Here is a 14,069-nt window from a genome sequence, read left to right on the forward strand (position 1 = left end):
CATTGCTGTGTAATGAGCCGCTGTATCAGGCTGTCGCCGGAACCCATTGGGGAGTAGCAGCCACCGCGGGAGTGCGTTTTCGCATGGCGGCGAAGCTGTGCCGAGCCGGGCTGAGTAGCGTGCTGAGCCACGAACGGCGGTACTCCGAGAGTGCTGCCGCGACCGCGGGGATCTCGATGCAGTGCACCGTGCCCGGCAGTCCCAGACGGTGGCGACCCGTCTGGATGATTCTGGTGCCCAATGGTGTTCCTTCTCTTGCGTTTTACCGGCCCAATATCGCCTGCGGCGAACCTTAGCCGAACAAAAGTGTGGTGCACCGTATTTTGCGGACCTTCGACCCTGGCGTGTCGGAATCTTGCCGACAAACGGTCCGGAATCCCAGAAAAAGTTGCGATACGGTCTCGCCGAAGTCACGGAACGGGCAAGGACTGCAATCGCATGTGAAATTGCTACCACGAGTGGGTAATACGCATTCTTCACGCCGGGATCGAGGCGCGCCCGGGATCAGAACATGTCCGCGAGTTTCTTGGTGTCGTTCCACAGTTCCGCGATCGGCGCCGCGGCCGGCTGCGGATCCGCGGCGGCAGCGGCCTCCGCCCCGGCCCGATCCGCGTAGACGTTCACCCGGTCGCAGTACACATGCCGAATCTCGCCGCGGTGCGCGGGCACCTTCGATGTCGCCCGCAGAATCATCGGAAACATGACGATGTCGCACGCACACCAGTTGTGGAAACGCCGACCATTGATTTCGGAGATGACCTTTGGATTTGTCATCGGCGATCAGCGAAAGCCCGGCAGCGGACCATGGTCGATCAGGTGTGTGACGATCTTCGCGCCCTCGCGGATCAGTTCCACACCGGACGGCTGCTGCCATTTCCACACGAGTTGATCGGCTACTTCGTGGAGTCTGGCTTCCTGCTCCGCGGTCATGGTGGTAGCGAAGGCTTTTCGCGTATCAGACATGGGAGAAACCCTTACGGGTCACCGGCGAATTACGCGCCGTACGGCGTTGTCTCATTTCAGGGAAACGCAATGGCGACGCTACCAGATTGCCTGAGACGGCTCGGCTGCGCCGTGCCCGCGTGGTTCTGAGACACTGGTCCAATGTTGCGAATCGGTCTCACCGGAGGCATGGGTGCGGGTAAGTCGACCGTGGCGCGCATCCTCGTCGAACAGGGTGCCGTGCTGGTGGACAGTGATGTGATCGCCCGTGAGGTGGTCGCGCCGGGAACCGAGGGGCTGGCCGCGCTCGCCGCGGCGTTCGGGGACGGGATTCTGGCCGCCGACGGGAGTCTGGATCGGCCGGCGCTGGCCGCCAAGGCCTTCGCCGGCGACGAGGCCCGCGCCACGCTCAACGGCATCACCCACCCGCTGGTCGGCAGGCGCACCGCCGAACTCATCGCCGCCGCGCCCGGGGATGCCATTGTGGTGCAAGACATTCCGCTGCTCGTGGAGAACGGGCTCGCGCCCTTCATGAACCTGGTGGTGATCGTGGATGCCGCCGAGGAGACGCGCGTCAGCCGCTTGATCGAGTTCCGCGGCATCGACGAGGCCGATGCCCGCGCCCGCATCGCGGCCCAGGCCACCGACGCCCAGCGCCGCGCCGTCGCCGACGTCCTGCTCGACAACAACGGCCACAGCGGCAGTATCGACGCGGCGGTGCACCGCCTCTGGGCCGAACGACTGGTCCCCTTCGAACGCAATCTCCGCACCGCCACTCCCGCGAGCCGCCCGGAACTGCCCGTCGTGGAGTCGAATCCGGACTGGCCGGCCCAGGCGCAGCGCATCATCTCCCGCCTCGCCGTGGCCTGCGCCGCCGACGCCCGCCGCATCGAACACGTCGGCCCCACCGCCGTCGCGGGCAAACCCGCCCCCGACCTCCTCGACATCCGCATCACCGTCGCGGACGCGGCCACCGCCGACTCCCTCCGAAACCGCCTGTCCGACATAGGTTTCCCGCCCGCCACCCCGGACGGCACCGACCTCGCTCCCGGTGAACGCCTGCACGCCAGCACCGACCCCGGCCGCCCCGCGAACATCATCCTCACCCCGGAGTCATAACCGCCGCCGGGCGATTCCCGGTGCCGCAAGACACTTCCGGCCCAGCCGCTGAGTCAATGGCTGACCCGGCGTCGTAAGGCGATTCCGGCCCGGCCGCTGAGTCAATGGTCGGCCCGGCGTCGTAAGGCACTTCCGGCCCGGCCGCTGAGTCAATGGTCGGCCCGGCGTCGCAAGGCGATTCCGGCCGACTGCTGGGTAAGTGGTCGAACCGGCGCCGGCCGCGACGCCCGAGGGTTGCCGTAGCCCAGCTACGAGGCGGGGCCGCCCGCACCTTCCGGTGCGGGCGGCCCCCATTTGCTTTGTGGCTCTTGCCTACATCCAGGTGAGCTGGATGCCTTGGGACGCCAGCCAGGCGTCGAAGTTGTGGCCGTGGGCGGCGATGCCGTCGATGGTGGCGGTGGAGGATTCGATGGCGCGCTGGGCGGCGGCGAGGTCCAGGTAACCGGCGGCGTGGGCCGCTAATAGCTCGTCGACGTCGAGCAGTTCGACCTCGCGGCCCTGGCGCACGACCAGGTCCAGGTAGTGGTCGACGGACTTCCACTGCTTGGGCCCGACCTGTGCGAACTCACCGATGTCGACGTAGTAGTCCTGGTCGCGCAGGTGCGCCGGGGTGAAGTGGAAGACCGTGGCGCGCAACGACACCGTGGGCAGCAGCCAGGATTCGATGTAGTGGAACTCCGGATGATCGGAGGTCCGCGCCATGTACAGCCCGAACGGCTCCACCTGGTAGCGCTCGACCTGCCGCACGAAACCCTTGGGATCGATATTGGTGAGCTCGTCGATATTGAAGTACTCGACCTTGGGTCGGTGCAGGTCCACCGCGGGCGCCTGAGTCATGTCATTCAGCATCGCGTGTTCGGCCGCGGTCGTCCAGGGCAGCGGCTGCGGCGTCGCCCACTGTTTGCAGAAGACACGGCGCAGAGACACGGCGCGGGAGACGCCGCCCGGAGATTCCGCTACAACCAGGTGAGGACGACGCCCTTGGCGGCGAGCCAGCGATCCACATCGTGGTCGCAGCCGGCGATGCCGTCCACCACGGCCGCGGCGTGCTCGATGGCCCGATGCGTCCGGTGGGTGTCGAAGTGCCCGGCGGCGTGCGAGGTCAGCAGTTCGTCGATGCCGAGCAGTTCGGGCGCTTGGCCCGGCCGGGCCACGACGTGCAGGTAGTGGCTTTCGGCGCGCCACTTCTTACCGCCGTTCACCGGCCCGTAGTCGCCGATGTCCAGGTAGTAGGTCTGCCCGCGGTCGTGACCCGGGCGTAGGTGGTACACCGTGGCGCGCAGTCCGAGATCGGGCAGCAGCCAGGATTCGATGTAGTGGTATTTCGGGTTGTCGACGACCCGTTCCACGTACAGACCGTGCGGTGCGGCGTGCATGCCGTCGACCGAGTGACAGAAACCGCGATGATCTGTCCATGACAGATCGGCCGGGTTGAAGTATTCGAGTCTGGGGCGATGCGGGGACACCGGGGGAGTATTGCCGATCGACTCCTGCGGGAGTGCCCCATTTGTGGAATTCCGTTGTGGCGTATGCAAACCGGTCATCGCCTCGCCCTTCTCGAACCTCGTGCGACCAGCCAGCCTAGGTTACACCTGAGCGGGCCGAGTGGAACCCCTGTGAGCAGACCGGAATTTCACCGTCATCAAGACGGAATTCCTGCGAGGATCCTTCGAAGAACGGATAATTCGGACAATTTACGCAGTGGAGCCCGCTACGGGCCACTCGGCGGGAATCTGTCGGTGGGTCGTTCTAGGCTGGTCACCATGGCATTTGCAACCGAGATCCCGGACGATCTGCCGCTGGCCCACTCGGAGTTCCGGCCGATCGGCGAGATCGAGCGTATCGAGGGCCGGTTCGAGGTCGTCAGCGAGCACGTACCCGCCGGTGACCAGCCCGCCGCCATCGAGGAACTGCAGCGGCGGATCAACGGCGGCGAGCGGGATGTGGTGCTGCTCGGCGCCACCGGTACCGGTAAGTCGGCCACCACGGCCTGGCTCATCGAGCGCTTGCAGCGGCCTACCCTGGTCATGGCCCCCAACAAGACCCTCGCCGCGCAGCTGGCCAACGAGTTGCGCGAGATGCTGCCGCACAATGCCGTCGAGTACTTCGTCTCGTACTACGACTACTACCAGCCCGAGGCGTACATCGCGCAGACCGACACCTACATCGAGAAGGACAGCTCGGTCAACGACGATGTCGAGCGCCTGCGGCATTCGGCCACGTCGAGCCTGTTGTCCCGGCGCGATGTCGTGGTGGTGGCGTCGGTGTCCTGCATCTACGGCCTGGGCACGCCGCAGTCCTATCTGGATCGGTCGGTGCAGCTGGAGGTGGGCACCGAGATCGATCGGGACCGGCTGCTGCGCCTGCTGGTGGATGTCCAGTACACCCGCAATGACATGGCCTTCACGCGCGGTTCCTTCCGGGTGCGCGGTGACACCGTCGAAATCATTCCCTCGTACGAGGAATTGGCGGTGCGGATCGAATTCTTCGGTGACGAGATCGAGGCGCTCTATTACCTGCATCCGCTCACCGGTGATGTGGTGCGGCAGGTGGAAATGGTCCGCATTTTCCCGGCCACGCATTATGTGGCGGGCCCGGATCGGATGGAACGCGCGGTCGCCGATATCGAAGTGGAACTCGAAACACGACTGGCCGATTTGGAGAAACAGGGCAAATTGCTGGAGGCGCAACGACTTCGCATGCGCACCCAATACGACCTGGAAATGATCAAGCAGGTCGGATTCTGCTCGGGTATCGAGAACTATTCGCGGCATATCGACGGCCGTCCGGCGGGGTCCGCGCCGGCCACCCTGCTGGACTACTTCCCCGAGGACTTCCTGCTCGTCATCGACGAATCCCATGTGACGGTGCCGCAGATCGGCGGCATGTACGAGGGCGACATGTCGCGCAAGCGGAACCTGGTGGAGTTCGGCTTCCGGCTGCCCTCGGCGGTCGACAACCGGCCGCTCACCTGGGAGGAGTTCGCCGACCGCATCGGGCAGACGGTGTATCTGTCGGCCACGCCCGGCCCGTACGAACTGGGCCGGACCGGCGGCGAATTCGTCGAGCAGGTCATCCGCCCGACCGGACTGGTGGATCCGCATGTGGTGGTGAAGCCGACCAAGGGCCAGATCGACGATCTGGTGCACGAGATCCGGGTGCGCGCCGAGAAGGACGAGCGCGTGCTGGTCACCACCCTCACCAAGAAGATGTCGGAGGATCTCACCGACTATCTGCTGGGTCTGGGTGTGCGGGTGCGGTATCTGCACTCGGAGATCGACACCCTGCGCCGCGTGGAGTTGCTGCGGCAGCTGCGGCTCGGTGAATTCGATGTGCTGATCGGCATCAACCTGCTGCGTGAGGGTCTCGACCTCCCGGAGGTGTCGCTGGTGGCGATCCTGGACGCGGACAAGGAAGGCTTCCTGCGTTCCAGCACCAGCCTCATCCAGACCATCGGCCGTGCGGCACGCAATGTCTCGGGCGAGGTCCACATGTACGCGGACAAGATCACCGATTCCATGCGCCACGCCATCGACGAGACCGAACGCCGCCGCGCCAAGCAGGTCGCCTACAACGAAGAGCGCGGCATCGACCCGAAACCCTTGCGCAAGAAGATCGCCGACATCCTCGACCAGGTCTACCGCGAGGCGGAGGACGTCGAGGTCGAGGTCGGCGGCTCGGGCCGCAATGCCAGCCGCGGCCGCCGCGCCCAGGGCGAGCCGGGCCGCGCCATCAGCGCCGGCGTCTACGAGGGCCGCGACGTGAAGAACATGCCCCGCGCCGAACTCGCCGACCTCATCAAGGACATGACCGCCCAGATGATGAACGCCGCCCGTGAACTCCAATTCGAGCTGGCGGGCCGCCTCCGCGACGAGATCGCCGACCTCAAGAAGGAACTCCGCGGCATGGACGCCGCGGGGCTATCGTGATCTGTTGCGATGCAAGCGGTTACAACTGATTTCGGGCCGGTGAGGGTAACTCGCCGGGTACGTCCAAAATCGGTTCGGCACCTGACCGGCGGCCCGGGTTGCCGCCGGTCAACGGCACTCAGCCGTCCGCTAAAGGCTCGGGGAGGCGGAATTGGCCATCCACTCGTTCACGCGGCGCTCGGCTTCTTCGCGGGAGACGTCCTCGACGCGGGTCATGACGATCCAGCGGTGGCCGAAGGGGTCCATGACGCGGCCGTAGCGGTCGCCGGTGACGAAGGTGGCGGGGTCGGCGACGAATTTGGCATTGTGCTCGCGGGCCAGCTGCGAGACGACGTCGACGTCCGGGCAGTAGTGCACGACGCTCGCGTGCACCCAGTCGTCGGCGGGCGCGCGCAGTCCCTCGGAGGGGATGGGCATGCCGACCTGGATGGTGGAATCGCCGATCAGCAGTTCGGCGTGCGCGGCCTGGCCGTCCGGAAGGTCGTTGCGGCTCAGCACTTTCGCGCCGAACACGTTCGTATAGAAGTCGATGGCCGCATTGGCATCGGCGACCGCCAGGAAGCAGGTGATGGAGTGGTAGCCCTCGGGGATCGGATTCACTGCGTTGCTCATGAACTCCACTCTCGTCGGACCGCCCCGCATGGTCTTGTAAGAATGCGACAGGCCCGATGAACAGCGAAAACGGCGCCAGCGGCGGCGCTTTCACCCCGGTCCCGGTCCCGCCGCCGGAGACCGCGAAGGGCATCCTGCGCCCGCGGGATCACCTGCGCATCAGCAATCACAGCCGCCTGTCCGCCGGGCAGCAGGTCTGCCGCTATGTGGAGTGGTACTGGGCGGTGCACTGGGATCGCCGTGGCCTGCCGCCCTTTCCGGCCGAGGTGCTGTCCTATCCCTGTGTGAACATCACCTTCGAGCGCACGCACGAGCGCACGGGCGCCTTTCTGACCGGCGTGTGGACCACGAAGTACGTGCGCGAATTGGCCGGGGAGGGTGAGGCCTTCGGCGTGAAGTTCCGCGCGGGCGGTTTCGGCGCGTTCACCGGTCTCGATGTCGCCGAGTGGACCGATACCTCGGTGGATCTCACCGATGTCTTCCCGGAGGCCGCGGGCCTGGCCGAGCGCGTGCTGGCCGTCGACACGGACGAGCAGCGCCGCGCGGTGGCCGAGGAGTTCCTGGCCGCTGCCGCCGAGCGGCGTGCCGTCGCCGACGACACCGCCTATCTGCAGGTGCTGGACCTGATCCAGGTCATGGCCGAGGACCGCTCCTTGACCCGCGTCGATCAGGTCACCGAGCGCTTCGACATCCCCGTCCGCACCCTGCAGCGCTTGTTCCGCCGCTATGTCGGGGTGACCCCGAAATGGGTGCTGCGCCGCTACCGCCTGCAGGACGGCGCCCACCTGCTGGCCGCGGGCCGCACCTCCGATCTGGCGGCGCTGGCCGTGGAGCTCGGCTACTTCGATCAGGCCCATTTCTCGAACGAGTTCGCCAAGGAGATCGGGATGGCTCCGCTGGAATATGCCCGGATCTCGCTAGTCTCCTGATATTCGGCGAGATCGGGAATAACCACGCCGCGGATGAAGTTGGTTGCCGTGTCACCCATTGGCGAGTGATCAATCGACTAAGGAGCGGGGCCATGGATGTTCTGGTGTTGATCGGGCGGGTGTTGTTCGTACTGTTGTTCCTCGGCTCGGGCTTCGGCCATATCGCCCAGCGCAAGCAGATGGTGGAGTACGCGAAGTTCAAGGGGGTTCCGCTGGCGGAGGTGGCCGTGCCCGCGTCGGGCGTGCTGCTGCTGGCCGGCGCGTTGAGTGTGCTGCTGGGCGTCTGGGCGGATCTGGGCTCGCTGCTCCTGCTGGTGTTCCTGCTCCCGACGGCGTTCCTGATGCACGCGTTCTGGAAGGAGACCGACGCGGAGGCCAAGCAGCTGGACATGATCCAGTTCAACAAGGACATCGCCCTGTCGGGCGCCTCGCTCATGTTGTTCGCCTTCTTCGCCTACGTGGGCAGCGACCTCGGATTGACTCTCACCGGACCGCTTTTCAGCCTTTCGTAGGACCTGCCATGATTAACCGGCCCGCCTGTTGTGCACCCTCACAAACAGGCGGGCCGGACCGCATCCGGGACATACCGGACTTGTGACGAATGTCCCAGGCGCGCAATGGAGTTGGCAATTTCGGACCTGCGTCACAACGCCGCGGGAATTCGCAGGTAGCCGAGGCCCTTTCCGGGGCCCCGCGGGAATGTGTGCCACGGCGGACACGGCGCGTGAGTGTGATGTGTTGCGATATCGAAAATTTCCGTCGGATATGCCGCTATTGTCAGGCGAAGTTGCCGCGGCGGTAACCGCACTGTGCGGCCGCCAAGGCCCCGACCCTTGCACTTGGAGGAGAGAATGACCGCCTACCGGACGATCGTCGTCGGTACCGATGGCTCGGACTCGTCGTACGTCGCCGTCGAGCGGGCCGCGGCTCTGGCCGGCGACGAGGGCGCCACGCTGTACGTGGCCTGCGCGTACTACCCCACCGACGACCGCGATGTCGCGGCCGCCGCGGACGTGTTGAAGGACGAGGCGTACCAGGTGCGCGGCTCCGCACCCACCAGTGAGATCCTGCGCGTCGCGCGTGACCGCGCCGTCGCCGCGGGCGCCGCCAACGTGGTCGAGAAGGCCGTCGTCGGTGAGCCCGTCGAGTCGCTGCTCAACCTGCTCAAGGAGGTCGACGCCGACCTGCTCGTCGTCGGTAATCGTGGCCTCAACACCCTCGCGGGCCGCCTGCTGGGTTCCGTGCCGTCGGATGTGGCGCGCAAGTCCCGCAGCGATGTGCTGATCGTGCACACCACGCGCTGAGTATCGAAGTACTTCGCCGAGCAAAGAGGAAGCGGCCGTGCCCAACCGGGCACGGCCGCTTCTCTGCCGGTAGGGGCGGTCTCAGTACAGCCGGTGCAGCACCGGTGGCAGATGGGCCGTGTGGACCACGTTCAGCCGCTGCGTGGCACGGGTCAGCGCCACGTAGAGATCGTTCAGGCCACGCGGCGACTCGCTCAGCATGCGATGCGGCTCGACCAGGATGACCCCGTCGAACTCGAGACCCTTCACCTCGTGCACGGTGAGCACCCGGACCGAATCATCGGTCAGGTGTGCCAGTTCCGGCGCGAGATCGTGCGGCACGATCACGGCGGTGGTGCCGGGATGCTCGGCCTCGGTGTCGATGAGCCGCTTCACTTCGGCCTCGAGCTGATCCGCGGCCACCCGATGCGCGGCGGGCTGGAACCCGGAGTCGCGCACCGACCGCGGTGACGCCGCCCCCGGATCGATCTCGGCCAGCACGTCCCCCGCGACGGCCATGATCTCCGAAGGCGTCCGGTAGTTCACCGTGAGCTCGGTGAGCTTCCACCGCTTGGCCACATACGGTTCCAGCATCTGCTGCCAGGACGACGCGCCCGCCGGATCGCCGGTCTGCGCCACATCACCGACGGCGGTGATCCAGCGGTTCGGGATGCGCCGCATGACCATTCGCCATGCCATCTCCGAAAGTTCCTGCGCCTCATCGACGATGACATGCCCATAGGTCCAGGTGCGGTCCCCGGCGGCGCGTTCGGCGGTGGTCTGCCGGGTGCGCACCTGCTGGCGTTCGGCCAGCTGTGAGGCGTCGATGAGGTCGTAGGCCATGAGCAGTTCCGGGTCCAGATCGTCTTCGAGATCCTGTGGTGCGGAACCGGTCAGGATGTCGAGGGCGTCCTGCGCCTCGGCGAGCTGGGCGCGCCAGCGGCGGCGGGAGCGTTCCCGTTCCTCGGAGTCGTCGACGCCGAGCAGTTCGGCGATCTCGTCGAGCAGCGGGGCGTCGGCGTCGCTGAACTCGCCGTTGTCGGGGCGGTGCAGTTCGGCGCGGTCGGCCTCGCCGAGATGCGGTGCGGCACTGGCCAAGCGCTTGGGGTCGGCCCACAATCCGCCGAGCACGTCCTGCGGGGTGAGGATGGGCCACAGGGTGGCGATGGCGCGCTGGATCTCGGCGTCGGCCCGCATTTCGTCGCGGATCTCGGTGAGATCGGTCTGGCTCAACAGGTTTCGCCCGCCGAGCGGGTCGCCGCCGATGAGCTGGGCGAGCTGATCGGTGAGTGCGTCCACCACGCCGGCCGCGAAGACCGGCCGGGCCAGGTTGTGTGGTCGCCGCGAGGACCGGGCCCGGCCCCGCGCCTTGCTGGCGATCCGCCGGTCCAGCAGCAGTTCCCGCCCGTCGAAGTGCAGCCGCACCGGATCCTTGGGCACTTCCTGCCAGTCGCGGACGGCCTTCTTGAGCACCTCCAGGATGTTCAGTGAGCCCTTCAACTCACCGGCGCGCAGCGAATCCTCCAGCGTGGCCTGCACTCCCGGGTACAGGTTGCCGACGGTGGACAGCAGCACGCCGGTCTCGCCGAGCGACGGCAGCACCTGCCCGATGTAGTCCAGGAAGGTGCTGTTGGGCCCGATGATGAGCACGCCGGCCTTGTCCAGCTGCTGCCGGTAGGTGTAGAGCAGGTACGCCGCGCGGTGCAGCGCCACCGCGGTCTTGCCGGTGCCGGGTCCACCCTGCACTACGAGCACGCTCTTGTGCTCGGAGCGGATGATCGCATCCTGTTCGCTCTGAATGGTTTCCACGATGTCGTTCATGTGGCCGGTGCGCGCGGCATTGAGCGCGGCCAGCAGCGCGCTCTCGCTGCCGACACCGCCGTCGCCGCTGATCACGCCGTCGGCGCGGGCGGCGTCCAGGCTCAGATACTCGTCGTTGATCGCGGTGACCCGGCGATTGCGGGAGCGGATGTGCCGCCGCCGTGTCACGCCGTCGGGGGCGGCGGTGGTGGCCAGGTAGAACGGCCGGGCCAGGGGAGCGCGCCAGTCCAGCAGCAGCGTCTCGTAGTCCTTGGCCTCGTCGAGGATGCCGATGCGGCCGATGTAGCGGTTCTCGCTCTCACCGGTTCCGTCGGTCTCGCCGTCGGCTTCGGGTGCCAGGTCGATGCGCCCGAAGCACAGACCGTGTTCGGCGGCATCGTATTTGGCGAGATCCTCGGAGTAGAGCTGAGTGAAGGATTCGCGTTCACTGCGGGCCTGGGGTGTGCCGCCGGTTTCCAGCAGGACGGTTTTGAGTCGTCGTTGCGCGTATTCGCGCATGCCGTCCAGTCGGTCGTACAGCACGTCCAGGTACTGCTGCTCCCGTTCCGTGCCCGCGCCGACAGCATCGGACACCGGCACGGAACGCTCCTCGGTGAGGTCGGGCAAAACAGAACTCCTTGTCACCACGCCGGTCGTCGGAACACGACGCGCGCACCATCGAGAACAGAGTTGTCGAGTCTAGTGGCCGTTTCGCGAACGCGCCGTATCGGCTGGTGAAAGCCGCACTCAGGAGGCGTGAGTCGAGTCACTCCGGCGGGTGAGGCCGCCGTTCTGATGATTCGGGGGCTTGGCGCGGTACATGGCGAGATCGGCGTCGTGCAGCACGGTTTCGGGGGTGCGGCTGTCGCCGGCGTGCAGCGGGGTGACGCCGACGGAGGCGTCGACCTGGATGCGGTGCCCGCGCGCGATGATCGGTTCGGCCATGGTCTCGCGCAGTCGTGCGATGAGCGCGTCCAGGTCCTCGCCGAGGGTGCGGCCGGACAGCAGTACCAGGAATTCGTCGCCGCCGATGCGGCCCACGATGTCGTCGGCGCGCAGCCCGCGTTGCAGCCGTTGCGCCACGATCTGCAGCACGGTGTCGCCGATGGCGTGCCCGAGCGAGTCGTTGATGGCCTTGAACCCGTCCAGGTCGATGAACAGCACGGTTGAGACCGGCAGTGTCTCGGTGGTGCCCAGCGCCGCGGACAGCCGGGACAGCACGAGCGCCCGATTGGCCAGCCCGGTGAGCGGGTCGTGGGTGGCCTGATACTCCAATTGCCTTCGGCTGGCCCGGAATTCGGTGATGTCGTTGAACGAGGACACGGCCGGTGAATTGGGGTCGCCCGGGTTGAGTAGCCGGCTGGACGCGGACAGCCAGCGCCGCTGCCCGTCCGGCCGGTCCACCCCGAACACGAAGCGGGTGACGGTCTCGCCGGTGGCGAGCGTGCGGATGACCGGGTACCAGGTGCTGGGCATGGGCTGGGCATTGGCGTCCAGCAGGGTGAGTGGCAGGTCGTCGATGTGACTGCCGATCAGGTCCTCGGCGTCGTAGCCGAAGATGCGGCGCGCGGCCGGATTGGCCGATTCGATGCGGCCTTCCCGATCGATCACCACCACGCCCTCCTCCAGCTGGGACACGACGGTGGTGAAGAACTGTTCTGCGCGCCGCTGTGCGGCCTCTGCGCGGCGTTGCGGGGTGAGGTCGTGCACGACCACCTGATAGGCCAGCCGATCGTGCCAGGCGGCCAGTACGGACACGGTCTCGACGTCCACGCTGCTGCCGTCGCAGCGCAGCAGGGTCATTTCGGCCGGGTCGGAGGCGGTGCCGGCGATGGTGAGGTGGCGGATGCGTTCCAGCATGGGCTGCACGAACTCGGGGGAGACGAACGAGGCGACGGGCTGCCCGACCACGTCGCCGGGCGTTTCGGCGCCCAGCAGCCGCAGCATGGCGGGGTTGGCGTAGACGATGGTGCCGCGTTCGTGCACGACGATTCCGTCGGGGCTGTAGTCCACCAGGGATCGATAGCGCTGGGCCAGTTGCTCGGTGTCGGTCGGGCTGTTTGCCCGATCGTTACCAACCACCTCTTGCACCCCCTGATCGTCGTTGCACCACGTCGCTGGAGCACGGCACCATTTCGGTATCGGCATATTTGCTGGGCCGCCCTGCCGGCCCCGTATTGAATGAATCACAGTTCTGCACAGCATCGGCCCGGCAATGGTGATCATTACGGGCAAGGCCCGAGAAGGAGCGATGCAATGCCAGGCACCATCCCCGACCTCAATACCGCAGAGCAGCACCAAGATCATATGACGATCGCCGGAATCGGCGCCGTCACAGGGTACGGCTGGGGCCGTGAAGCCCTGTGGGAAGGTTTGCTGAGCGGCAAGCACGCAGCCCGCCCGTATCCAGGGTACGGCCCCGAACGCGATCGTCACGGATGGGTTGCCCGCGTGCCGGAAGGCGGCGACCCCGACGCCGGGCCCGCGCTCTACGGGCGCGCCGTGCTGGAATCGGTGCGCGAAGCGGTGGCCGACGCCCGGGCGCGCGGCTGGCAGCCGGGCCGCACGGTCGGCCTGCTGCACGCCATCGTGCTCGGAAATGTGTACGAGTGGCGCGACTTCTACGTGGTCGACCACGGACAGCGGCGCTCCCGCGACTATCTGCGGCTGCTGCCGTCCACCCCGAACGCGATGATCATGCGCGAGTTCGGCTTCCACGGTCCCGCCATGAACGCCACCGCCGCCTGCTCCTCGGCGAATGTCGCGCTCCTCACCGCGCAGATGTGGCTGGCGCAGGGCGTCGCCGACGACGTGATCGTGGTGGCCAGCGACCTGTCCGCGACGCCGGACATGGTGCAGCCCTTCGTCGCCGTGGGCGCCGCGGTGGACGACGACGAGCCACTATCCGCGTGCCGTCCGTTCCAGCAGGGCAGCCGCGGCTTCGGCTTCGGTGAGGCGTCGACCGCGTTCGTGGTGACGCGTGAGGTCGCGCGGCCCTACGCGGCGGTGCTGGGCGGGGCCATGACGAACGACGGCTACCACGTGATCTCGGTGGAGCCCTCACACGAGCAGATCTTCGAATGTGTCCGGCGCGCACTCTCGAACGCCGATGTGCGGCCCGAGGAGGTGGCGTACCTCAACTCACACGGGTCCGGCACCCAGCAGTGCGATGACGCCGAAACAGCGCTGCTGGCCAAGATTTTCGATGATCGGCCCCAGGTGATCGCGACCAAACCGCTGACCGGGCACTGTCAGGCCGCCTCGGCGGGTGTCGAGGTGGCCGCCACGGCGCTCGGTTACGATCGCGGCCTCGTGGTGTCCTCACCGATCGTGGCCGCCGCGCATCCCCGACTAGTCGACGGCACCACCCCGTACAACGGCGGCATCACCGTGAAGACCGCACTCGGCATGGGCGGCAACAACTCCGCGCTGGTGCTCGGCCCGGTCGCCTGACC

At 66.9% G+C, this 14,069-nt stretch carries 13 protein-coding genes and 1 pseudogene; 6 read left to right on the forward strand and 8 right to left on the reverse strand.

Annotated features, from left to right (window positions below; translation table 11 throughout):
• Positions 1-25: 25 nt before the first annotated feature.
• From ACH438_RS35720 to ACH438_RS35730, 3 genes are all read right to left on the reverse strand, one after another.
• Positions 26-241, reverse strand: a complete 216-nt coding sequence (locus ACH438_RS35720; protein ID WP_397013592.1) for a hypothetical protein — start codon at positions 239-241, stop codon at positions 26-28.
• 263 nt (positions 242-504) lie between these two features.
• Complete coding sequence (locus ACH438_RS35725) at positions 505-774, reverse strand: hypothetical protein (protein ID WP_397013594.1); 270 nt, start codon at positions 772-774, stop codon at positions 505-507.
• Positions 775-780: 6 nt separating this feature from the next.
• Positions 781-963, reverse strand: coding sequence for a hypothetical protein (locus ACH438_RS35730; protein ID WP_397013596.1), 183 nt, complete (start codon positions 961-963; stop codon positions 781-783).
• A gap of 141 nt (positions 964-1,104) precedes the next feature.
• Between ACH438_RS35730 and coaE the strand changes: the two are divergent.
• Positions 1,105-2,040, forward strand: a pseudogene (gene coaE, locus ACH438_RS35735) (dephospho-CoA kinase); the annotation flags it as partial.
• Between the two features lie 333 nt (positions 2,041-2,373).
• Here the strand turns inward: coaE and ACH438_RS35740 are convergent.
• Complete coding sequence (locus ACH438_RS35740; protein WP_397013598.1) at positions 2,374-2,898, reverse strand: DUF402 domain-containing protein; 525 nt, start codon at positions 2,896-2,898, stop codon at positions 2,374-2,376.
• Between the two features lie 119 nt (positions 2,899-3,017).
• Positions 3,018-3,527, reverse strand: coding sequence for a DUF402 domain-containing protein (locus tag ACH438_RS35745; protein WP_397013600.1), 510 nt, complete (start codon positions 3,525-3,527; stop codon positions 3,018-3,020).
• Between the two features lie 297 nt (positions 3,528-3,824).
• Between ACH438_RS35745 and uvrB the strand changes: the two genes are divergently transcribed.
• Complete coding sequence (gene uvrB / locus ACH438_RS35750; protein ID WP_397013603.1) at positions 3,825-5,990, forward strand: excinuclease ABC subunit UvrB; 2,166 nt, start codon at positions 3,825-3,827, stop codon at positions 5,988-5,990.
• Positions 5,991-6,119: 129 nt separating this feature from the next.
• Here uvrB and ACH438_RS35755 read toward each other — a convergent pair whose 3' ends face one another.
• Positions 6,120-6,602, reverse strand: coding sequence for a VOC family protein (locus ACH438_RS35755; RefSeq protein ID WP_397013607.1), 483 nt, complete (start codon positions 6,600-6,602; stop codon positions 6,120-6,122).
• 56 nt (positions 6,603-6,658) lie between these two features.
• On the opposite strand from ACH438_RS35755, the gene ACH438_RS35760 reads away from it, so the two are divergent.
• The 3 genes from ACH438_RS35760 (at position 6,659) to ACH438_RS35770 (ending at position 8,835) form a co-directional block, all read left to right on the forward strand.
• Complete coding sequence (locus ACH438_RS35760; protein ID WP_397013611.1) at positions 6,659-7,531, forward strand: DUF6597 domain-containing transcriptional factor; 873 nt, start codon at positions 6,659-6,661, stop codon at positions 7,529-7,531.
• Positions 7,532-7,623: 92 nt separating this feature from the next.
• Positions 7,624-8,043, forward strand: a complete 420-nt coding sequence (locus tag ACH438_RS35765) for a DoxX family protein (RefSeq protein ID WP_397013615.1) — start codon at positions 7,624-7,626, stop codon at positions 8,041-8,043.
• Between the two features lie 339 nt (positions 8,044-8,382).
• Complete coding sequence (locus tag ACH438_RS35770; protein ID WP_397013619.1) at positions 8,383-8,835, forward strand: universal stress protein; 453 nt, start codon at positions 8,383-8,385, stop codon at positions 8,833-8,835.
• Positions 8,836-8,916: 81 nt separating this feature from the next.
• Here the strand turns inward: ACH438_RS35770 and ACH438_RS35775 are convergent, their stop codons facing one another.
• Together ACH438_RS35775 and ACH438_RS35780 are read right to left on the reverse strand one after the other, a co-directional pair.
• Positions 8,917-11,214: a HelD family protein gene (locus ACH438_RS35775; protein WP_397013866.1), complete on the reverse strand. Its 2,298-nt coding sequence runs from the start codon at positions 11,212-11,214 to the stop codon at positions 8,917-8,919.
• A gap of 147 nt (positions 11,215-11,361) precedes the next feature.
• On the reverse strand, positions 11,362-12,705 hold the full coding sequence (locus tag ACH438_RS35780) for a diguanylate cyclase domain-containing protein (protein WP_397013633.1): 1,344 nt from the start codon (positions 12,703-12,705) through the stop codon (positions 11,362-11,364).
• 165 nt (positions 12,706-12,870) lie between these two features.
• On the opposite strand from ACH438_RS35780, the gene ACH438_RS35785 reads away from it, so the two are divergent.
• Positions 12,871-14,067, forward strand: coding sequence for a beta-ketoacyl synthase N-terminal-like domain-containing protein (locus ACH438_RS35785; RefSeq protein WP_397013635.1), 1,197 nt, complete (start codon positions 12,871-12,873; stop codon positions 14,065-14,067).
• Positions 14,068-14,069 lie beyond the last annotated feature (2 nt).

The organism is Nocardia sp. NPDC020380, assembly GCF_044386975.1.
Taxonomy (GTDB): Bacteria; Actinomycetota; Actinomycetes; order Mycobacteriales; family Mycobacteriaceae; genus Nocardia.